The organism is Pseudomonas sp. GW821-FHT11G12 (assembly GCF_058808055.1).
The window spans coordinates 624,357-649,352 of the sequence record NZ_JBXARH010000003.1; the positions used below are offsets into that span (position 1 = coordinate 624,357).

At 62.2% G+C, this 24,996-nt stretch carries 7 protein-coding genes; 2 read left to right on the plus strand and 5 right to left on the minus strand.

The annotated features are described in order from the left end of the window. Positions 1-148: 148 nt before the first annotated feature. Genes AC1RR7_RS14125 through AC1RR7_RS14135 form a run of 3 tightly spaced genes read right to left on the minus strand, consistent with a single transcriptional unit; the run spans position 149 to position 5,049 of the window. Entirely contained in the window at positions 149-1,516 is a 1,368-nt protein-coding gene (locus AC1RR7_RS14125) for an HlyD family type I secretion periplasmic adaptor subunit (RefSeq protein WP_096823036.1), read from the minus strand. After that, positions 1,506-3,662, minus strand: a complete 2,157-nt coding sequence (locus tag AC1RR7_RS14130) for a type I secretion system permease/ATPase (protein ID WP_096823037.1) — start codon at positions 3,660-3,662, stop codon at positions 1,506-1,508. Before AC1RR7_RS14130 ends, AC1RR7_RS14125 begins: the two co-directional genes overlap by 11 nt. A 34-nt stretch (positions 3,663-3,696) precedes the next feature. After that, positions 3,697-5,049, minus strand: coding sequence for a TolC family outer membrane protein (locus tag AC1RR7_RS14135; RefSeq protein ID WP_096823038.1), 1,353 nt, complete (start codon positions 5,047-5,049; stop codon positions 3,697-3,699). Between the two features lie 358 nt (positions 5,050-5,407). Here AC1RR7_RS14135 and AC1RR7_RS14140 point away from each other — a divergent pair, with 358 nt between their 5' ends. Together AC1RR7_RS14140 and AC1RR7_RS14145 are read left to right on the plus strand one after the other, a co-directional pair. After that, positions 5,408-21,640: a LapA family giant adhesin gene (locus AC1RR7_RS14140; protein WP_493157753.1), complete on the plus strand. Its 16,233-nt coding sequence runs from the start codon at positions 5,408-5,410 to the stop codon at positions 21,638-21,640. 148 nt (positions 21,641-21,788) lie between these two features. Then, positions 21,789-22,127, plus strand: a complete 339-nt coding sequence (locus tag AC1RR7_RS14145; protein ID WP_096823040.1) for a tryptophan synthase subunit beta — start codon at positions 21,789-21,791, stop codon at positions 22,125-22,127. 49 nt (positions 22,128-22,176) lie between these two features. On the opposite strand, the gene lapD is transcribed toward AC1RR7_RS14145, so the two are convergent. Then, positions 22,177-24,120, minus strand: coding sequence for a cyclic di-GMP receptor LapD (gene lapD, locus AC1RR7_RS14150; protein ID WP_096823041.1), 1,944 nt, complete (start codon positions 24,118-24,120; stop codon positions 22,177-22,179). Positions 24,121-24,134: 14 nt separating this feature from the next. After that, the gene (gene lapG / locus AC1RR7_RS14155; protein ID WP_096823042.1) at positions 24,135-24,827 is read right to left on the minus strand and encodes a cysteine protease LapG; all 693 of its coding nucleotides are present in this window, start codon (positions 24,825-24,827) and stop codon (positions 24,135-24,137) included. Positions 24,828-24,996 lie beyond the last annotated feature (169 nt).

The following is a 24,996-nucleotide window of genomic DNA, read 5'->3' on the forward strand; positions in this document are numbered from 1 at the left end:
AGCGGAATTTAAATACCGTTAGCGAATAACGATATGGCGATTGCTTTGGAATGGACTGGATGGTGAGTGACCATTTGTGTCACTTCTGGACGGGATACGTTGTTGCGACGGACGCCTTCGCGAGTCCCGCGAAGGCGTCCGTGAAGGCTTATCGCTCGTGCAACGCCTCAGCCCGCGCCCGGATGATCGGTTTGAGCAGGTAGCTCAGCACGGTCTTCTTGCCGGTGATGATATCCACCGACGCCACCATCCCCGGGATGATCAGCAACGGCTTCTCGTCAGTGCCGAGATGGCTGCGATCGGTGCGCAGCTTGATGATGTAGTAGGTGGTTTTCTTGTCTTCGTCGGTGATGGTGTCGGCACCGATTTGCTCGAGCTTGGCCTTCAGACCACCGTAGATGGTGTAGTCATACGCGGTGAATTTCACCGTGGCTTCCTGGCCCGGATGCAGGAACGCGATGTCCTGCGGACGGATCTTCGCTTCGACCAGCAAGGTGTCGTCCAGCGGCACGATTTCCAGCAAATCGCTGCCTGGCTGGATCACACCGCCGATGGTGTTGACCAGCATCTTGTTGACGATGCCGCGCACCGGCGAGGTGACGAGCGTCCGGCTGACCCGGTCTTCCAGCGCCTTGCCGGTGGCCTGGGCCTTGTTCAGGTCGGTGCGGGCTTCGTTGAGCTGAGTCAGGGCTTCGCTGCGGAATTTGCCGCGAGTTTCGTCGATCTTGCGCTGCACTTCCTTGATCGCCGATTCGGCACGCGGGATCGCCAGTGTGGTGGCGTCGAGCTGACCACGGGTTTCCACTTCTGCACGCTTGAGTCGCAGCACTTCCACCGGCGACACCGCGCCCTGGGCCACGAGCGGCTCGGACATGTTGATTTCCTGGCGTTGCAGGCCGAGTTGCTGGCGGTACTGCGCCTGCTTCGAGGTGAACTCGCGCAACTCTTGCTGACGCTGGATCAACTGCTCCTGCAAGCCGCCGACTTCATCGTGCAATTGCTGACGACGGCTGACGTACAGCGATTCTTCGCTCTTGGCCTGACCCGGCACGGCTTTGAGCACGTCCTCCGGGAAATTCAGCGGACGGTCATCGACTTCGGCGCTCAGGCGCTCGACCCGCAGCAGCATCGACAAGCGATCGGCTTCGGTTTCGCCGACGTTGGAAGCGAATCGCGTGTCGTCCAGGCGAACCAGCGGGGCGCCGGCTTCGACAATCTGGCCTTCCTTGACGAACAGCTCAGAGACGATACCGCCCTCAAGGTTCTGGATTTTCTGGATCTTCGACGAGGGAATCGCCTTGCCGTCGCCCTTGGTCACTTCGTCGATGACGGCGAAGTTGGCCCACAGCATCAGGAACACGAAGAAACCGATGATCGCCCAGATCGTCAGCCGCACCACACGCGGCGCGTCCTCGATCAAGGCCTTGTTGACCTCCGGCAGCGGTTGGCCCTGCAGCGAGGCAGAGCCTTTGAAGTAGCGACGGATCGAATCCTTGAAACCCGACTTAAGCAACACTGATCTGCCCCTTCTTCAACGCTTCCATCACGGCGGCTTTCGGGCCATCGGCGAGAATCTGCCCGCGGTCGATCACCAGCAGACGATCCACCAGCGACAGCAGCGACGCCCGGTGCGTCACCAGCACCACGGTCTTGTTTTCAACGACTGCAGCCAGGCGTTGCTTGAGGCGCTCTTCGCCGGTGTTGTCCATGGCGCTGGTCGGTTCGTCGAGCAGCAGGATCGGCGGATTGAGCAACAGCGCCCGGGCCAGGGCGACGTTCTGCCGCTGGCCGCCGGACAGGTTCTGCCCGCGCTCGCCGACTTGCAGTTCATAACCCTGCGGGTGCAGGCGGGCGAATTCATGCACGCCGGCCAGTTCGGCGGCTTGCAGCACCAGCTCGTCCTCGACGTAACGGGCGCCGGAAATCAGGTTGTCACGCAGGGTGCCGGCCAGCAGTTGGATGTCCTGCGGCACGTAGCCGATGTTGTAGCGCAACTCGCTGACGTCGATCTGGCGGATATCGACGCCGTCCACCAGCAACGCGCCATCGTCCGGCTGATACAGGCCGACCAGCAGTTTGGCCAGCGAGCTCTTGCCCGAACCGCTGCGGCCGATGATGCCGATCTTCTCGCCGGGACGGATCACCAGGTTGATGTTTTTCAGCGCCGGGTTCTGTTGATCCGGGTAGGTGAAGTTGAGCTGACGGCATTCGATCGCACCTTGCAGCACCTTGCGGCTCAGCGGGCGCTCTTCGAAATTGCGCTCCTGCGGCAGCTCCATCATCTGGTCGACCGAGGTCATGGTCACCCGCGCCTGCTGATAACGAGTCAGCAAACCGGACAGCGATGCCAGCGGGCTCAGTGCGCGACCGCTGAGCATGTAGCAGGCAATCAGACCGCCCATGCTCAGGTTGCCGGCGATGATCTGGTACACGCCGAAGACGATCATGATCACCCCGGCCAGTTGCTGGATCAGCAGGGTGATGTTCATCGCCAGGCCGGAGAGCATTTTCACCCGCAGCTCGAGGCGGCTGAGAGTGCCAATGGTTTGTTCCCACTGATACTGGCGTTCGCTTTCGGCGTTGTTGACCTTCACCGCGTCGAGGCCGGCGAGGGTTTCGATCAGGCTCGACTGACGCTCGGCCCCCAGCGCCATGGTGCGTTCCATGGTTGCCACCAGCGGCTTCTGCAGTGCGTAGCCGATCAGCAGCGCAATCGGGAAGGCCAACACCGGAATCCACACCAGATGCCCGCCGAGAATCGCGATGACGATGAAGATCAGGAGGGTGAACGGCAGGTCGATCAGGCTGGTCAGGGTCAGCGAGGCGAGGAAGTCGCGCAGGCTCTGGAACTCATGGATGTTCTGGGCAAAGCTGCCGACCCGCGCCGGGCGGTATTTCATGGCCATGCCGACAATGCGTTCGAACAGCGTGGCGGAGATGATCAGGTCGGTTTTCTTGCCGGCCAGATCCAGGCACAGGCTGCGCAGGCTCTTGAGGATCAGGTCGAAAATGTAGGCGCCAGTGATGCCCAGTGCGAGGACCCACAGGGTCGCTTCGGCCTGGTTCGGCACTACGCGGTCGTAGACGTTCATCACGAACAGCGGCGCGGCCATGGCGATGATGTTGATCAGGAAACTGGCGGCGATGGCGTCGACGTACAGCCAGCGCGAGCGCTTGAGGGTGTCGCGGAACCACGAGCGTGCACGCGGGATCAGCGTGCCATGGTTGACGTCGAATTTGTGCTGGGGTTGGGCGAAGAACACTTTGCCGAGGTAGTCGTCGGCCAGCAGCTCACGGTTGACGAGGGACTCGCCGCCGTCGGTTTCGCTGAGCAACACCCGGGCTTCGTTCTCACCCTGCCAGCCGAGCAGGACAGCGCTGCGACCATCCTTGAGCAGCAACAGCGCCGGCATGGCGATGGCCGGAATCTCTTCCAGCTTGCGTTGCAGCACCCGCCCCTGCAGTCCGGCGCGCGCCGCCGCACGGGGCAGCAGCTCGACACTCAGGCGTTGCTTGGGCAGCGGCAGACCGGTGGTCAGCATCGCCGCGCTGGCGGGTTTCTGGTGCAGCATGCAAAGGGCGAGCAGACCATCCAGTAACGGATCGTCGTGCAACGCGCGTGGATCATGACTGAGATGAACTCGACTGACTTCTGATTCCACGCTCGACACTCTTTAACAGTTGAAAAGGGACAACTCAATTCATCCCGGGCAGTTGGACCTTGGGCTTCACGTCGTTCTGCACAACGGATGCCATCGGTGCGACCACTCCCTGGCTCTTGAGCAACTCGCCCATGGTCGCCTTGATTCGGTACTGAGTAAATAACTGAATGTTTTTGATCTCGGCCAGACGGCGCGAAGCGGTGAACAGTTCGTTTTCACTGTCGAGCAAATCCAGCAGGGTTCGTTCGCCGAGGCTGAACTGACGCTGGTAAGCGGTACGCACCGAGGTGCTGTGATCAACGTACTGCTGAGCGATCGGCACCTGGGCGTTGGCGTTGTTCAAGGCGTTCCAGGCCAGGCCCAGTTCTTCGTTCAACTGACGCAGGGCGTTGTTGCGGATGTCCAGCGCCTGATTCGACAGGTAGGACTTGGATTCCAGGTCAGCCTTGTTGCTGCCACCGGAGTACAGGTTGAAGCGCATGCGCAGCATCGCCTGCCATTCATTGTTGTGACCGTTCTGACCGTCGAGGTCGTTGTCGGCGGTGCGGCCCAGTTCGGCGTCGAAACGTGGGTAGAAGGTCGACTTGGCGGTTTCGTACTGCTTCTCGGCAGCAGCGATGTCGGACTCGGCCGAGCGCAGGATCGGGCTGTTTTCCAGCATCTGCTGGCGCGCTTCATTGAGGTTGGCCGGCATCATCGCCATGAACGGCGCCGGACGCTCCAGTTGATCGGGCATCTGGCCGACAGCGCTGAGGAAGTTGGTTTCCGAGTCGGCGAGGTTGGTCTGCTCGGTCAGCAGATTGTTGCGGGCCTGGGCCATCCGCGCTTCGGCCTGGTCGAGGTCGGCACCGCTGCCGACGCCGCGCTGGGTGCGCAACTGGATCTGGTCGTAGATACGCTGGTGGCTCTTGAGGTTTTCCTCGGCCAGACGCACGAATTCGCGACGGGTCAACACGTCCAGGTAAACCTGGGCCACGGTCAGCGCGGTGCGTTCGGAGGTGCCCAGCAAGGAGTAGGCGCGGGAGTTGACGGTGGCTTGTTGACGCCCGACTTCGCTGGACGTCGCAAAACCGTCAAAAACCATTTGCGACAGGCGCACACTCGACTCGCCGCGATTCAGGGTTTCCCAGTGATTGCCGCCGCCGTTGGCACGGGTGGTGACGCTGTCGGTGCCTTCACGGCCATAACCGCCGAGCAGATCGACCTTGGGCAGGTATCCACCTTTGGCAGCCTTTAACTGATAATCCGCAGCCAATCGACTGTTGACCCCTGCCTGTATTTCCGGATGGACATCCAGTGCCTGTTGCATGGCTTCCGGTAAGGATTGTGCTTGTGCAAAAGAGGCGGCGAGAGCGAAGGGTAGAGCCTTGAGCAGGTGCGAACGCATGGTAAAGATTTCCCAGAACTTCTTGTCTTGAATCACAGCAAAATGGCGAGCTGCGTCGGAAGATGGCAACCGGAATGACCGTATGTCGGAAAGTTTAAAACCGGAACTGGATCACACGCTGAAGGCAGGTCGCCGCATAAATATCAATGTGACATTACTGGGGCGATTGTTTAGGATGGCTCCCAGAAGGTCAATAGTTTGGCATAAACTTAATAGCGAAAGAATCTAGCCAAAATATTGACGAAGATCAGCGTCAAACTTGATTCACATTTTTTTAAAAGTACGTCCAGACTGAATCGGCGCAGAAAGCCATCAGGTCTATGGAAGTCAACTGAACGTGACACCCGGAGAGTCTTCAATGAGCAGTGTTGTTGCCATCGTCAAAAGCATTGTCGGTCAGGTTTTCGTGGTGTCCCCAGAGGGCGTCCGTCGCGTACTCGTTGAAGGCGACCGTTTGTTCGTCGGTGATCAGGTCGATACCGGCGTTTCCGGCGCGGTGTCCCTGGAACTGGCCGATGGTCGCACCCTGGACCTGGGCCGCGACACGCAGTGGAGCGCCAGCACTCCGGACTCCAGCACCGATCTGGCCGAGGCCACTGCGCAAGCCGCGCCGTCCGTTGCAGAACTGCAACAAGCCATCGCCGCCGGCGCTGACCCGACCACCGCTCTTGAAGCCACCGCTGCCGGCCCAAGCGCCGCAGGCACTGGCGGTGCTGCAGGTGGTGGCCACAGTTTCGTGATGCTCGATGCGACCGCGGGTCGTGTCGACCCGACCATCGGCTTCCCGACCGCGGGCATCAATTCCGCCGGCCAGGCCGCCCAGAACATTACCGGTGGCCAGACCACCGACACCACCACCAACGCCCTGCGCGACTCGACCCTGAGCCTCAGCGCCACGCCGACCATCACCGAAGCCGGCGGCGTGCTGGTGTACACCGCGACCCTGACCCAGGCGCCGCTGACCGACCTGACCATCACCCTGTCCAACGGCTCGGTGATCGTGATTCCGGCAGGCTCCACCACGGGCACCGTCAACGTGCCATTGGCACCGAACGACACGGTCTACAACGACCCGACCCAGATCAACGTGACCGTCACCGGCACCACCGGTGGCAACGGCATTACCGTCACCGTGCCGACCACCCCGGCCGTGACCCAGGTCACCGATACCATCGACACCACCACCGTCACCCTGACGGCGGGCAACAGCGTCACCGAAGGTGGCCAGATCACCTACACCGCGACCCTGACCAACCCGGCGCAGACACCGGTCACCGTCACCCTGTCCAACGGCTCGACCATCACCATCGGCGCCGGCCAGACCACCGGTACCGTCAACGTGCCGACCGCGCCGAATGACGTCTATAACAACGGCAGCACCGTCACTACCACGATTACGGGCGCAACCGGCGGCAACTTCGAAAACCTGGTACCGAACCCGACGCCGGCCGTCACCACGATTGTGGACTCGATCGACACCACCGGTTTGACCCTTACAGCCACCGGCACCGTGGTCGAAGGCGGCCAGATCACCTACACCGCGACCTTGACCAACCCGGCACAGACGCCGGTGACCGTCACCCTGTCGAACGGCTCGACCATCACCATCGAAGCCGGCAAGACCAGCGGCAGCGTCAACGTGCCGACCGCACCGAATGACGTCTACAACAACGGCGGCACCGTCAGCACCACGATTACCGGCGCTACCGGCGGCAACTTCGAAAACCTGGTACCGAACACGACACCGGCGACCACCACGGTCACCGACTCTATCGACACCACCAACCTGTCGCTGAGCGCCACCGGTTCCGTGGCTGAAGGCGGTTCGATCGTCTACACCGCGACCCTGACCAATCCGGCCGGCACCCCGGTGACCGTGACGTTGAGCAACGGCTCCGTCATCACCATTGAAGCGGGCAAAACCACTGGCACTGTGACCGTTCCGGCGCCTGCCGATGACGTTTACAAGGATGCGGGCAAAGTTGAAGTCAGCATTACCGGTACCACTGGCGGCAATTTCGAGAACCTGGTGCCGAGCACCGTTCCGGCCGTCACCGAAGTCACCGACACCATCGATACCACTACGGTCAAACTGACCGCGACCGAGTCGGCGGCTGAAGGCGGTACTGTCACTTATACCGCTACGGTGGGCGCGCCAGTGACCGGTTCGCCGGTCACCGTCACTTTGGCCAACGGCCAGACCATCACCATCGAAGTCGGCAAAACCACCGGCACCGTCACCACTACCGCGCCAAACGATGCGTTGAACGGTCATGAGCCACTGAGCAACTCGATCACTGGCGTAACGGGTGGCAACTACGAGAACCTCGTAGCCGACAAGACCCCGGTCAGCACCACCGTGACCGATACCGTCGACACCACCAACCTGACCCTGAGCGCTACCGGCTCTGTGGCCGAAGGCGGCTCGATTGTTTACACCGCAACCCTGACCAACCCCGCAGGCACGCCGGTGACCGTGACGTTGAGCAACGGCTCCGTCATCACCATCGAGGCCGGTAAAACAACTGGCACCGTAACGGTTCCTGCGCCAGCCGATGACGTCTACAAAGATGCCGGCAAAGTCGAAGTGACCATCAAGGACGCTTCCGGTGGCAACTTCGAGAACCTGGTGCCAAGCACCGTTCCGGCCGTCACCGAAGTCACCGATACCATCGACACTTCGACCGTCAAACTGACGGCTGATACGTCGGTCGCGGAAGGCGGCACTGTCACCTACACCGCCACGGTGAGTGCACCGGTCACTGGCTCGCCAGTAACTGTCACTTTGGCCAACGGCCAGACCATCACCATCGAAGTCGGCAAGACTACCGGTACCGTGACCACCACGGCGCCAAACGATGTGCTGACCGGCCAGGCGCCGCTGAGCAACTCGATCACCGGCGTTTCCGGCGGCAACTACGAAAACCTCGTGGCCGATAAAACGCCGGTCAGCACCACCGTGACCGATACCGTCGACACCACCAACCTGACCTTGAGCGCCACTGGCTCCGTGGCCGAAGGTGGTTCGATCGTTTACACCGCTACATTGACCAACCCGGCCGGTACGCCGGTGACCGTGACCCTGAGCAATGGCTCGGTGATCACCATTGAAGCGGGTAAAACCACCGGTACCGTGACGGTTCCAGCCCCTGCCGATGACGTCTACAAAGATGCCGGCAAAGTCGAAGTGACCATCAAGGACACTTCCGGCGGCAACTTCGAGAACCTGGTGCCAAGCACCGTTCCGGCCGTCACTGAAGTCACTGACACCATCGACACGACGACCGTGAAGCTGACCGCTTCCGAAACCGCTGCTGAAGGTGGCACTGTCACCTACACCGCGACCGTGGGCGCGCCTGTGACCGGCTCGCCAGTGACTGTCACTTTGGCCAATGGCCAGACCATCACCATCGAAGTCGGCAAGACCACCGGCACCGTGACCACCACGGCACCGAACGATGCATTGAACGGTCATGAGCCACTGAGCAACTCGATCACTGGCGTGACTGGCGGCAACTACGAAAACCTCGTGGCCGACAAGACGCCGGTCAGCACCACAGTGACCGACACTGTCGACACCACCAACCTGACCCTCAGCGCCACTGGCTCTGTGGCCGAAGGCGGCTCGATTGTTTACACCGCGACCCTGACCAACCCGGCCGGCACCCCGGTGACCGTGACGTTGAGCAACGGCTCCGTCATCACCATCGAAGCGGGTAAAACCACGGGCACCGTGACGGTTCCGGCACCAGCCGATGACGTCTACAAAGACGCCGGCAAAGTCGAAGTGACCATCAAGGACGCGTCCGGCGGCAACTTCGAGAACCTGGTGCCGAGCACCGTTCCAGCCGTCACCGACGTCACCGATACCATCGACACCACCACGGTGAAACTCACCGCGACCGAGTCCGCTGCTGAAGGCGGCACCGTCACCTACACCGCCACGGTGGGCGCGCCAGTGACCGGTTCGCCGGTCACCGTCACTTTGGCCAACGGCCAGACCATCACCATCGAAGTCGGCAAAACCACCGGTACCGTGACCACCACCGCGCCGAACGATGCACTGAACGGTCATGAGCCACTGAGCAACTCGATCACTGGCGTGAGCGGCGGCAACTACGAAAACCTCGTGGCCGACAAGACGCCGGTCAGCACCACCGTCACCGATACCGTCGACACCACCAATCTCTCGCTGACCGCGACTGGCTCCGTGGCCGAGGGCGGTTCAATCGTCTACACCGCGACCCTGACCAATCCGGCCGGCACCCCGGTAACCGTGACGTTGAGCAATGGCTCCGTCATCACCATCGAAGCTGGCAAGACCACGGGCACCGTGACCGTTCCGGCTCCGGCCGATGACGTCTACAAGGACGCCGGCAAAGTCGAAGTGACCATCAAGGACGCTTCCGGCGGCAACTTCGAGAACCTGGTGCCAAGCACCGTTCCGGCCGTCACTGAAGTGACCGATACCATCGACACCTCGACCGTGAAGTTGAGCGCCGATACGTCCGTAGCCGAAGGTGGCACCGTCACCTATACCGCGACCGTTGGCGCCCCCGTCACCGGTTCGCCTGTGACCGTGACCCTGGCCAACGGCCAGACCATCACCATCGAAGTCGGCAAAACCACCGGTACCGTCACCACCACCGCGCCGAACGATGCGTTGAACGGTCATGAACCGCTGAGCAACTCGATCACTGGCGTTTCCGGTGGCAACTACGAAAACCTCGTGGCTGACAAAACCCCGGTTTCGACTACGGTCACCGACACTGTCGACACCACTAATCTGTCGCTGACCGCGACTGGCTCGGTGGCCGAAGGCGGTTCGATCGTCTACACCGCGACCCTGACCAACCCGGCCGGCACGCCGGTGACCGTGACGTTGAGCAACGGCTCCGTCATCACCATCGAAGCGGGCAAAACCACCGGCACCGTGACCGTTCCAGCCCCTGCCGATGACGTCTACAAAGACGCCGGTAAAGTCGAAGTGACCATCAAGGATGCAACCGGCGGTAACTTCGAGAACCTGGTTCCGAGCACTGTTCCTGCCGTGACTGAAGTCACTGACACCATCGACACCACCACGGTCAAACTGACCGCGACCGAGTCGGCAGCTGAAGGTGGCACAGTCACTTACACCGCGACTGTGGGTGCACCCGTGACTGGTTCGCCGGTCACCGTGACCTTGGCCAACGGTCAGTCGATCACCATCGAAGTGGGCAAGACCACTGGCACCGTCACCACCACCGCGCCGAACGATGCGTTGAACGGTCACGAGCCACTGAGCAACTCGATCACTGGCGTCAGCGGCGGCAATTACGAGAATCTGGTTGCTGACAAAACCCCTGTTTCGACTACTGTCACCGACACCGTCGACACTACCAATTTGACCCTCAGTGCTACCGGTTCTGTGGCTGAAGGCGGTTCGATCGTCTACACCGCGACCCTGACCAACCCGGCCGGCACGCCGGTGACCGTGACGTTGAGCAACGGCTCCGTCATCACCATCGAAGCGGGCAAAACCACCGGCACCGTCAGCGTTCCGGCGCCGGCCGATGACGTCTACAAAGACGCGGGCAAAGTCGAAGTCACGATCAAGGATGCAACTGGCGGCAACTTCGAGAACCTGGTGCCAAGCACCGTTCCGGCCGTCACCGAAGTCACCGACACCATCGACACCACCACGGTCAAACTGACCGCGACTGAATCGGCAGCTGAAGGCGGCACCGTCACTTACACCGCCACCGTCGGCGCGCCTGTCACCGGTTCGCCTGTGACTGTGACCCTGTCCAACGGACAGTCGATCACCATCGAAGTCGGTAAAACCACCGGCACCGTCACCACCACAGCACCTAACGACGCGCTGAACGGTCATGAGCCACTGACCAACTCGATCACCGGCGTAACCGGTGGCAACTACGAAAACCTCGTGGCTGACAAAACCCCGGTCAGCACCACCGTCACCGACACCGTCGACACCACCAACTTGACCCTGAGCGCCACCGGTTCTGTGGCCGAGGGTGGTTCGATCATTTACACCGCGACCCTGACCAATCCGGCCGGCACCCCGGTGACCGTGACCCTTTCGAACGGCGCCGTGATCACCATCGAGGCCGGCAAAACTACCGGCACCGTCAGCGTTCCGGCACCGGCCGATGACGTCTACAAAGATGCAGGCAAAGTCGAAGCAACCATTTCGACCGCCACCGGCGGCAACTTCGAGAACCTGGTGCCAAGCACCGTTCCGGCCGTCACCGAAGTGACCGATACCATCGACACCTCGACCGTCAAACTGACCGCGACCGAGTCGGCGGCTGAAGGCGGCACCGTCACTTACACCGCAACGGTTGGCGCACCTGTGACTGGCTCGCCGGTCACCGTGACCCTGGCCAACGGTCAGTCGATCACCATCGAAGTCGGCAAAACCACCGGCACCGTGACCACCACCGCGCCGAACGACGCACTCAACGGTCACGAACCGCTGACCAACTCGATCACTGGCGTGAGCGGCGGCAACTACGAGAACCTCGTAGCCGACAAGACACCGGTCAGCACCACCGTGACCGACACCGTCGACACCACCAACCTGACCCTGAGCGCGACGCCGGCAGTCAACGAAGGTGGCCAGATCACCTACACCGCGACCCTGACCAACGCCGCCGGCACCCCGGTGACCGTGACGTTGAGCAACGGCGCCGTGATCACCATCGAGGCCGGCAAAACCACCGGCACCGTGACCGTCGATGCACCGAAGGACGACGTCTACAAGGACGCCGGCACCGTCGAAACGACCATCAAGGGCGCGACCGGTGGCGACTTCGAACACCTGGTCACCAGCACCACCCCGGCGGTCACCACCGTCAATGACACCATCGACACGTCCACCGTGTCGCTGACCGCTACCGCCAACGTCGCCGAAGGCGAAACCGTGGTCTACACCGCGACCGTGACGGCGCCCGTGACCGGCTCGCCGGTCGTCGTGACCCTGTCCAACGGCCAGACCATCACCATCGCCGTCGGCGAGACCACCGGCACCGTGAACTTCGTCGCACCGAACAGCCCGCTGGCTGGCGGCAGCTCGCTGAGCGTGACCATCGACAAGGCCACCGGCGGCAACTACGAAAACCTGGCGGTCGACAGCAAACCGGCAAACACCTCGGTGTCGGACACCGTCGACACGACCAACCTGAACCTGACGGCCACCGATTCGGTCGCCGAGGGTGGCTCGATTGTCTACACCGCCACCCTGACCAACCCGGCTGGTACGCCGGTGACCGTGACCCTGTCGAACGGCGCGGTGATCACCATCGAAGCCGGCAAGACCACTGGCACCGTGACCGTTCCTGCGCCAGCCGATGACGTCTACAAAGATGCGGGTAAAGTCGAGGCGACCATTTCGACCGCCACCGGTGGCGGTTTCGAGAACCTGGTGCCAAGCACTGTTCCAGCCGTGACCAACGTCACCGACACCATCGACACCACCACGGTGAAACTCACCGCGACCGAGTCGGCGGCTGAAGGCGGCACTGTCACTTACACCGCGACTGTGGGTGCGCCTGTGACTGGCTCGTCGGTGACCGTGACCCTGTCGAACGGTCAGTCGATCACCATCGAAGTCGGCAAGACCACCGGCACCGTCACCACCACCGCGCCGAACGATGCACTCAACGGTCACGCGCCGCTGACCAACGCGATCACTGGCGTGACGGGCGGCAATTACGAGAACCTCGTAGCTGACAAGACCCCGGTCAGCACCACCGTGACTGACACCGTCGACACTACCAACCTGACCCTGAGCGCTACGGGCTCCGTGGCCGAGGGTGGTTCGATCGTCTACACCGCGACCCTGACCAACCCAGCCGGTACGCCGGTCACCGTGACCCTGAGCAACGGCGCGGTGATTACCATCGAAGCCGGCAAAACCACGGGTACCGTCAGCGTTCCGGCTCCGGCCGATGACGTCTACAAAGATGCGGGTAAAGTCGAAGCAACCATTTCGACGGCCACGGGCGGCAACTTCGAGAACCTGGTGCCGAGCACTGTTCCGGCCGTAACCCAGGTCACCGACACCATCGACACCACCACGGTGAAACTCACTGCGACCGAGTCGGCGGCTGAAGGCGGCACCGTTACTTACACCGCGACTGTTGGCGCGCCTGTGACTGGCTCGCCAGTGACCGTGACCCTAGCCAACGGTCAGTCGATCACCATCGAAGTCGGCAAAACCACCGGCACCGTCACCACCACCGCACCGAATGATGCGCTGACCGGCCACGCGCCGCTGACCAACGCGATCACCGACGTGACGGGCGGCAACTACGAAAACCTCGTAGCTGACAAAACCCCGGTCAACACCACCGTGACTGACACCATCGACACCACCAACCTGTCGCTCACCGCGACCGGCACCGTGGCCGAGGGTGGCTCGATCGTTTACACCGCCACCTTGACCAACCCGGCCGGCACGCCGCTGACCGTGACCCTGTCGAACGGCGCCGTCATCACCATCGAAGCCGGCAAGACCACGGGCACCGTGACCGTTGCCGCTCCAGCCGACGACGTCTACAAAGACGCCGGCAAGGTCGAAGTCACCATCAAGGATGCAACCGGTGGCAACTTCGAGAACCTCGTTCCGAGCACCGTTCCAGCCGTAACGGAAGTCACCGACACCATCGATACGACGACGGTGAAGCTGACCGCTTCCGAAACGGCCGCTGAAGGCGGCACCGTCACTTACACCGCGACGGTTGGCGCGCCAGTCACCGGCTCGCCTGTGGTTGTCACTTTGGCCAACGGTCAGAGCATCACGATTGAAGTGGGTAAAACCACCGGTACCGTGACCACCACTGCGCCGAACGATGCGCTCAATGGCCACGCGCCGCTGAGCAACGCGATCACCGGCGTGACGGGTGGCAACTACGAGAATCTGGTGGCCGACAAGACACCGGTTTCGACCACCGTCACCGATACCGTCGACACCACCCACCTGACCCTGAGCGCCACTGGCTCCGTGGCCGAAGGCGGCTCGATCGTCTACACCGCCACGCTGACCAACCCGGCCGGCACTCCGGTGACCGTGACCCTGTCGAATGGCGCCGTGATCACCATCGAAGCCGGCAAGACCACCGGCACCGTAACCGTTGCGGCTCCGGCCGATGACGTCTACAAGGACGCCGGCAAAGTCGAAGCGACCATTTCGACGGCCACGGGCGGCAACTTCGAGAACCTGGTGCCAAGCACCGTTCCGGCCGTGACCCAAGTCACCGACACCATCGACACCACCACGGTGAAACTCACCGCGACCGAGTCGGCGGCTGAAGGCGGCACCGTCACTTACACCGCAACCGTGGGTGCCCCGGTGACCGGTTCGCCAGTGACCGTAACTCTGTCGAACGGTCAGTCGATCACCATCGAAGTCGGCAAGACCACCGGCACCGTCACCACCACCGCACCGAACGATGCGTTGACCGGTCACGCGCCGTTGACCAACGCGATCACCGGCGTGACGGGCGGCAACTACGAAAACCTCGTAGCCGACAAGACCCCGGTTTCGACCACGGTCACCGACACCGTCGACACCACCAACCTGACCCTCAGCGCCACCAATTCGGTCGCCGAGGGTGGTTCGATCATCTACACCGCGACCCTGACCAACGCTGCTGGCTCGCCAGTCACCGTGACCTTGTCGAACGGCGCCGTGATTACCATCGAAGCCGGTAAAACCACCGGCACCGTGACCGTTCCAGCCCCGGCAGATGACGTCTACAAAGACGCCGGCACTGTCCAGGCCACGATCACCAACGCCACGGGCGGCAACTTCGAGAACCTGGTGCCAAGCACCGTTCCGGCCGTGACCCAGGTCACCGACACCATCGACACCACCACGGTGAAACTCACCGCGACCGAGTCGGCGGCTGAAGGCGGAACCGTTACTTACACCGCGACTGTTGGCGCACCTGTGACCGGTTCGCCAGTCACTGTGACCCTGTCCAATGGTCAGTCGATCACCATCGAAGTCGGCAAGACCACCGGCACCGTCACCACCACCGCACCAAACGATGCGCTCAACGGCCACGCGCCGCTGACCAACGCGATCACCAACGTGACCGGTGGCAACTACGAAAATCTGGTAGCCGACAAGACACCGGTCAACACCACTGTGACCGACACCGTCGACACCACCAATCTGTCCTTGAGCGCCACCAATTCGGTCGCCGAGGGCGGTTCGATTATCTACACCGCCACATTGACCAACGCTGCGGGCACTCCGGTGACCGTGACCTTGAGCAACGGCGCCGTGATCACCATCGAAGCCGGCAAAACCACCGGCACCGTGACCGTTCCTGCACCGGCCGACGACGTCTACAAAGATGCCGGCACTGTCCAGGCCACGATCAGCAACGCCACCGGCGGCAACTTCGAAAACCTGGTGACCAGCACCACGCCAGCGGTGACCAGCGTCACTGACACCATCGACACCACGAACGTGAAACTGACCGCCACCACCAGCGTGGCTGAAGGCGGCACGGTCACTTACACCGCGACTGTCGGCGCCCCTGTGACCGGTTCACCCGTCACGGTGACCCTGTCGAATGGCCAGAGCATCACCATCGAAGTCGGCAAGACCACCGGCACCGTGACCACCACCGCACCGAACGATGTGTTGACCGGCCACGCGCCGCTGACCAACGCGATCACCAACGTGACCGGTGGCAACTACGAGAACCTGGTCGCCGATAAAACCCCGGTTTCGACCACCGTCACCGACACCATCGACACCACCAACCTGTCGCTCACCGCGACCGGCACCGTGGCCGAGGGCGGCTCGATCACCTACACCGCGACCCTGACCAACGCCGCTGGCTCGCCAGTGACCGTGACCCTGAGCAACGGCGCGGTGATCACTATCGAAACCGGCAAAACCACGGGCACCGTGACCGTTCCTGCGCCAGCCGATGACGTCTACAAAGACGCCGGCAACGTGCAGGCCACGATCACCAACGCCAGCGGTGGCAGCTTCGAGAACCTGGTCACCAGCACCACGCCAGCGGTGACCAGCGTCACTGACACCATCGACACCACGACCGTGAAGCTGACCGCGACCACGACGGCAGCCGAAGGTGGCACTGTCACCTACACCGCGACCGTGGGCGCCCCGGTGACTGGCTCGCCAGTGACTGTGACCCTGTCGAACGGTCAGTCGATCACCATCGAAGTCGGCAAGACCACCGGCACTGTCACCACCACTGCGCCTAACGACGTGTTGAATGGTCATGCACCGCTGACCAATGCGATCACCGGCGTAACCGGTGGCAACTACGAAAATCTGGTGGCCGACAAGACACCGGTCAGCACCACCGTGACCGACACTGTCGACACCACCAACCTGTCCCTGAGTGCTACCAATTCGGTTGCCGAAGGTGGTTCGATCATCTACACCGCCACACTGACCAACGCTGCCGGCACTCCGGTGACCGTAACGTTGAGCAATGGCGCCGTGATCACCATCGAGGCGGGTAAAACCACCGGCACCGTGACCGTTCCAGCCCCGGCAGATGACGTCTACAAAGACGCCGGCACTGTCCAGGCCACGATCAGCAACGCCACGGGCGGCAACTTCGAAAACCTGGTGACCAGCAACACACCAGCGGTGACCAGCGTCACCGACACCATCGACACCACCACTGTGAAGCTGACCGCGACCACAACGGCGGCTGAGGGTGGCAACGTTGTCTACACCGCGACTGTCGGCGCACCGGTGACCGGCTCGCCAGTGACTGTGACCCTGTCCAATGGCCAGACCATCACGATCGACATCGGTAAAACCACTGGCACCGTGACCACCACCGCGCCTAACGATGCGTTGACCGGTCATGCACCGCTGACCAACGCGATCACCAACGTTTCTGGCGGCAACTACGAAAACCTCGTGGCCGATAAAACCCCGGTTTCGACCACCGTCACCGACACCATCGACACCACCAACCTGTCGCTCACCGCGACCGGCACCGTGGCCGAGGGTGGCTCGATCACCTACACCGCAACACTGACCAACGCCGCTGGCTCGCCAGTGACCGTGACCCTGTCGAACGGCGCCGTGATCACCATCGACGCCGGTAAAACCACGGGCACCGTGACCGTTCCTGCGCCAGCCGATGACGTCTACAAAGATGCCGGCAACGTGCAGGCCACGATCACCAACGCCAGCGGTGGCAACTTCGAGAACCTGGTAACCAGCACCACGCCAGCGGTGACCAGCGTCACCGACACCATCGACACCACCACCGTGAAGCTGACTGCGACCACAACGGCGGCCGAAGGTGGCAACGTTGTCTACACCGCGACCGTGGGTGCGCCTGTAACCGGTTCGCCAGTGACCGTGACCCTGTCCAACGGCCAGTCGATCACGATCGACATCGGCAAGACCACCGGCACCGTGACCACCACCGCGCCGAACGACGCGTTGACCGGTCATGCACCGCTGACCAACTCGATCACCAACGTTTCTGGCGGCAACTACGAAAACCTCGTGGCCGACAAGACGCCGGTTTCGACTACGGTCACCGATACCATCGACACCACCAACCTGTCGCTCACCGCGACCGGCACCGTGGCCGAGGGTGGCTCGATCACTTACACCGCAACACTGACCAACGCCGCTGGCTCGCCAGTGACCGTGACCCTGTCGAACGGCGCCGTGATCACCATCGACGCCGGCAAGACCACCGGCACCGTGACCGTTCCTGCGCCAGCCGATGACGTCTACAAGGACGCCGGCAACGTGCAGGCCTCGATCACCAACGCCACCGGTGGCAACTTCGAGAACCTGGTGACCAGCAATACACCAGCGGTGACCAGCGTCACCGACACCATCGACACCACTACCGTCAGCATCACCGGCAGCACCTCGGTGACCGAAGGCCAGACCGCCAGCTACACCGTCAGCCTGACCCACCCGGCGCAAACCGAAGTGACCCTGAAAATCGTCTACAGCGGCACCGCCGCCGACGGTTCGGACTTCACCGGCGTGTACACCGTGAAGATCCCGGCCGGTGCAAGCACCGCGACCTTCAACGTTGCGACCATCGACGACAAGATCACCGAAGGCACCGAGAACTTTGTGGTCAAGATCGACTCGGCCACCGGCGGCAACTTCGAGAACCTCGCCGTCAGCAGCACCAACGGCAGCGTCAGCACCTCGATCATCGACAACGATGCGCCACCGGTCATCGACCTCGACGCCAACAACTCCAGCGGCGCCACCGGGGCCGACTACAAGGTGACCTTCACCGAGAACACCCCGGGCGCGGGTGTGTCGATTGCCGACACCGATATCAAGATCACCGACCCGGACAGCACCATGCTGACCGGCGCCACCATCGTGCTGACCAACCGTCAGGACGGCGATGCGCTGAATCTGGGCAACAGCGTCAACGGCATCACCATCAATGCCAACAGCACCAACGGCACGATCACGCTGACCCTGTCGGGCAATGCGACGCTGGCCGACTACATGCAGCAGATCAAGAACATCAGCTTCACCAACAGCAGTGAAGACCCGAGCACCGTGCCACGGATCATCACCGTGACCGTCACCGATGGCGGCAACTACTCCAACGTCGCCACCACCACGGTCAATGTGGTGGCGGTCAACGACGCGCCGGTCGCCGCTCCGGTCAATGTCACCGGTACCGAAGACACCCCGCTGATTCTCGGCTGGTCGACCTTCGGCGTCAGCGACGTGGACAGCCCGGCCTCGAGCCTGGGCGTGAAAATCACCCAGCTGCCGGGCGAAGGCAAACTGCAGTATCTGGACGGTTCGACCTGGAAAGACGTCGCCACCAACCAGACCTTCAGCAAGACCGACATCGACGCCGGCAAGCTGCGCTTCCTGCCGGATGCCAACGAGTCGGGCGTGAACGGTTACGGCGGCACCGGCCTGGGCAACAACCAGGCTGACTACGCACAGATCAAGTTCCAGCCAACCGACGGCCAATTGCTGGGCAACACCGGCACCATCAAGATCGACATCACGCCAGTGGCGGATGCACCGACCCTGTCGGTTGCCGATAACAGCGTGAAGTCCACCGGGTTGATCAAGGAAGTCTGGACCGGCCTGTCGGGCCTGGGCACCGACGGCAGCGGCGCGAATTCGACCACGCTGAAAAACGTGATCGACGGCGCCGGCACACCGAACTCCAGCGGCACCGTGACCAACGTGCAATCCGACGGCAGCGTGACCGCCGGCACCGCATCGAAGACTTCGGGCCTGATCTATCTGGAAGCCGGCAAGACCTACACCTTCACCGGTACTGGCGATGACAGCCTGCTGGTGACCATCGGCGGCAAGAGCGTGGCGTCCACGACGTGGGGCGCGGGCGGCAACCTCAACGGTTCGTTCATCCCGACCACCAGCGGCTACTACACCCTGGACATCTACCACCACAACCAGAGCGGTCCGGGCAGCTACGACGTCAACCTGTCGGTCAACGGCAGCACGCCGATCGATCTGAGCAGTGCCGGCGTGCCGATCTACACCGGCGTGACGGATCTGGTGAACGCAGGCGTGACCGTCTCCGACCTGCACGGCAGCAACGGCGAAGGCTATTACGACGGCTACAAACTCAACACCGGCGCCGAAGGCACCACCGTGAAACTGTCGTCGATCAGCACCGCGCTGACCGACACCGACGGCTCGGAAACCCTGAGCATCAAGATCAGCGGTGCACCGGTCGGTTCGGTCCTCAGCGACGGCGCAGGCCACAGTTTCACCGTGACCGCCACCAGCGGCGACGCAAACGTCACCGGCTGGAACCTCGGCACCCTGACCGTGACCCCGCCGACCTACTACAACGGCCAGTTCAACCTGACCGTGACCTCGACCTCCACCGAGGCCGTGGGCGGCTCGGCCAGCACCACCGCGACCATTCCGGTCACCGTGGTGCCGGCGGTCTACAACGCGGTGGTCGCCACCTCGGGTGACGACACCTTCACCGGTACCGACGGCAACGACATCATGGTCGCCGACATCGGCGGCCTGACCGTGGTGCCGGGCACCAACTACAACATCGCGTTCATGGTCGACAGCTCCGGCAGCATGAGCGCCTCGTCGATCAACGCCGCCAAGGACTCGCTGACGTCGGTGTTCAACACCCTCAAGCAGAGCCTGGGCAACAACTCGGGCACGGTGAACATCTTCCTGGTGGACTTCGATACCCAGGTCAACAAGTCGGTGTCGGTGAACCTCAACGACCCGAATGCGCTGACCTTGCTCAAAGCCGTGCTGGACTCGATGACCTCCGGCGGCGGCACCAACTATGAAGACGTGTTCAAAGCCACGGCCAACTTCTTCCAGAGCACTGAAGCGCTGGCCAACACCGGGGCGAAGAACCTCACGTACTTCATCACCGACGGCCAGCCGACCTACTACCAGAGCGGCGAGCAGACCAACCCGACGCTGTACGGCAACGTGAAGCTCGACGACGTGGTGAAGACCAGCAACTACAAACTGGGCGACAGCTTCAGCACCTACATCGACAGCACCCACTACCTGAGCATCAACACTGCCGGCGCCGTGGTATTGCAAACGCTGAAGAACGGCAACTGGAGCTGGAACAGCCTCGGCACCATCCACGCCCAGGGCGACGGCACCTATGAGCTGTCGAGCCTGGCGGGTAGCGGCAACAGCACCACGTCGGCCACCACCGACAACGCCAACAGCGGCTTCGCGCTGCTCAGCGGGCTGTCGAACGTCGAGGCCATCGGTATCAACAGCGGCGTCAGCCTCAACGATCTGAAACCTTACGACAGCGATCACAACCCGCAGACCAACATCGATCCCAAGGATCTGGCGAACTCGATCATCGGCCACACCGAGGCGACGATGCCGGGCAACGACACCGTCAGCGGCGGCGACGGCAACGACATCCTGTTCGGCGATCTGGTGAGCTTCAACGGCATTGCCGGCGAGGGTTACCAGGCGATGCAGGCGTTCGTCGCGCAGCAGACCGGCGTCGATGTCAGCAAAGTCACCACCAGCAACGTGCACCAGTACATCACCGAGCACTATCAGGCGTTCGATGTGTCCGGTGCCCATGACGGCAACGACACGCTGCTGGGCGGCGCGGGTAATGACATCCTGTTCGGCTCGGGCGGCAACGACCTGCTCGACGGCGGCAAGGGCAATGACATCCTGCTCGGCGGCACCGGCAACGACACGCTGATCGGTGGCCCGGGCAACGACATCCTGATCGGTGGTTCCGGTGCCGACACCTTCGTCTGGAAGGCAGGCGACACCGGCAACGACGTGATCAAGGACTTCAAGGCCAGCGAAGGCGACCGCATCGACCTGCGTGATCTGTTGCAGGGCGAGACCGGCAGCACCATCGACAACTTCCTGAAGATCACCACGGTCGACGGCGTGTCGTCGCTGCAAGTCAGCTCTGGCGGCAAGTTCAACTCGGGTGATGCCGCAGCCGCCACACCGGACGTGACGATCAAACTGGAAGGCAACAACTGGTCCACTGCCAACATTCACAACCTGATTGCCGGCAGCGATCCGACCATCAAGGTCGACCACAACAACAGCTGATGCGTGAACAAAACGGCCGCCCCAATGGGGCGGCCGTCACGTTTGCGCCCATCACCCCGGTGACGATTTCGTCGGCGCACCGCATACTCGCGCGCAGTTGGCTATGCTGCTGACAGCATGACGCGGGTTCATTTCTGAGGGATGCTCAATGTTTTACGTGCAACGCGATGCGCAGGGTCAGTTGGTTCGCGTGGAAGCTGCCGCCTGGGCCGAGGCCACGGAAACGCTGCCGGCCGACCACCATGAAATCCAGGCCTGGTTTGCCAATGCCGCGGTGGAAAACAGCCTCAAGCAACTCAAGCAGAGCGACCTGGAAATGATCCGGGTACTCGACGACCTGATTCAGGTGCTGACCAGCAAAGGCGTGATCCGCGTCACCGACCTGCCGCCGGCGGCCCAGGCCAAGTTGATGGACCGTACCCAGGCCCGGGAAGCGCTGGGCGGGTTGAGTCAGTTGATCGATGATGAAGAGACCGGGTTGATCTGATCTTTTTGTACTGTCCGTGCCCACGCTAAGCGTGGGAACGGACAATTCATCACCAGGGTTTTGGCTCACCGAAGAGCTGTCCCTGAACCCCGTACAAGCCCATCTCGCGAATCACCGACAATTCCCCTTCCGTCTCGACCCGCTCGGCAATCAACGGCAGATCGATGCTGTGCGCCGCACGCTGGATCGCCTCGATGAACAGACGTTTGTCACTTTCCTGATCGATCGCCCGAATGTAGCTGCCATCGATCTTCAAGTACGCCAGCCCCAGCCGCGCCAGGTTGCCGATCATGCTGAAGCGCCCGCCGAAGCGTTGCAGGCTCAGGGAGAAACCGAGTTCGCGCAGGCGGCGGGTCAACTGTTCCAGCACCGCTTGTTCCGGCAATTGCTCCTCGCCGATTTCCAGGGTCAGACGCGGCCCCAGATTGGAGTGCGAGCGCAGAATCTCGAAGACTTTGTTCAGCGCCTGTGGATCAGCCAAGGTCGCCGACGACAGGTTCAGCGCCAGGGATTTTTCATGCCCGGCCATTTGCTCCAGCACCCGCTCGAGCATCAGTCGGTCCAGCCGTGCGGTCCAGCCAAAGCGCTCCAGCCACGGCAGGAAGCGTCCGGCGGGAATGGTCTGGCCCTGCTCGTCGAGCAAGCGTGACAGCACCTTGTAATGCAGCACCAGTTGCGTGTCCTGCGCCGCCACTACCGGCTGGAAGAACAGCTCGAAACGCCGCTGGCTCAGGGCCTGATCGAGCAGGCGATGCCAGGCGTGGTGATCGTCACCGACGTCCGCCACCAGGCTCTGATCGAGACACGCCCAGTTCTGCTCGCCCTGCCCTTCGGCCTGCGCCAGTGCCTGATCACCGAGGCTGAGCACCGCTTGCGGCGAATCGCCGTGGGCGAACGGTGCGAGGCCGATGGAGGCCACGGCCGCCACGTCGGTGGCGCCTGTCGCATGCAGGCTGCTCAGCGCACTGTCGAGGCTTTGCGCCAGTTGCAGCGCTTCTTCCCGCGTCAGGCCCGGCGCCAGCACGGCGAATTCACCGCCGCGAATACGTGTGACGAGATTCTGGGTTTCCGGGTATTTGGCGCACTCGCGGGAAAGCTGCTCGCCGACTGCCTTGAGCAATTCATCGGTGCGTTGACCGCCGAGGCGCTGGTTCAGCCCGGCCAGGTCCTTGACCCGCAACAGCAGCAGATAACCGGAGCTGGCCTGCTCCGGGTTGCTCACCCGGGCGTTCAGTTGCATCTCGAAATAGCGTCGGTTGGCCAGCCCGGTGAGGTTGTCCTGATAGGACTCGGTACGCAGTTTTTCACTGCGTTCGGCCTGCTCCTGGAACAGCGCCTTGAGCTTCTCGACCATCTGGTTCATGGCCAGCACTACGCGACGCAGTTCAGGCGTGCGCGGCAGGTCCGGCAGGCTGAGGAACTCGCGACGGGCGATGGCGTGGGATTGCTTGACCATGTAATCCAGCGGCCTCAGTTGTCGACGCAGCAACAGCGCACCGAGCACCGCACTCACCGCGCCGCAGACCAGCAGCCAGCCAAGACTGCCCAAAGCGCTCTGCCAGAGTTTGGCCAGGGCGAACATCGGGTGGCTGACCACCTCGACCCGCGCCGCCTGCTCCCAGCCACGGCTGACCAGCGCATCGCCACCGGCCGGCTCCAGACCGATCAGTTTGACGAACCAGTCCGGCACGTTGGTGACCGCCGGAATGCCGTTGCGCTCGACGATGGTCTGGTCGGTCTTCAGATCGACCACGCGGATGCTCGAGTAGTAACCGCTGTCGAAGATCGAACTGACCAGCAGCTCGACCATCGCCGGGTCGTCGATATTCGGCGTCAGCGACAGCGCCAGCGCCGTGGCGGCGTCCTGGGCGTGGGAGCGCAACTGATTGACGTACTGGGTGCGCGAGCTTTCCAGACTGACCATGAAGCTGCCAGTGAAGGCGACCACCAGGAACAGACAGATAGCGATCAACAGCTGTTTGAACAAGGACATCTGAGCGCGTGCTCCTAGTTAGTCGTCTCGACCGGGAATCCTTCGGCCTGCATTTTCTTCAACACATCCTGCCAGCGTGACAGACGTTTGGTGTCGCCGACCTTCTTGTTGCCCTTCGCTCCCGGCAGGTACAGACCTTCGGCATTGAAAGAGTAGACCGGCAGCAAATCGGTTCGCTCGGACGCCGGCTTGATCGGGTCGATCAGGCTGTCGAGCACCAGTGGCATGGCGTCAGGGCTGGAATAGTAAGTCAGGACCATGTGCGCGCGGTTCTGGCGCAAGGCCTTGACGTAGGTGATACGTAACTTGTCACTGGCCACCCCCAGATGGCGCAGGCTGAAATACTTGGCGATCGCATAGTCTTCGCAATCGCCGGCACCTTTCCACAAGGCTTCGATGGGAGTTTCCCAATAATCGACTTCACCCCACAGGTCGATATCTTCGACGTAGCGCATCTGTTTGTTGAAAAACAGGTTCACCACTTTGAGCTTTTCCATTTCGCTGACCTGCTTCTGCGTGGCCAGCAGATTCTGCCAGGCATCGATCCGTTGCTGTCCGGCGCCCAGAGGGCCGTACAACGCCGTAGCCTTGCGACTGATCGCAGAAAAATCCCAATCGGCATGCAGACCGCCCAGCATGGCGCCGGCCAGCAGCAGCGCGCAGGCAAGCCAGCGCACAATCCGAGGGATCGCGAAACGTACCGCCAATGCAAGGCATCCAGGGCAGGGAAGAAAGGCGTTTGATGGTGAAGGTTAGTCCAGCAAAAAACAATGGCACCCTGAGATCATCGCTGGCGCGCTAAACTTCAGATATGACAGGGTTCTTCTACACGGTTTGACAACCTGTAGAGCAATCACTAGTGTCCTTTGGATCCAA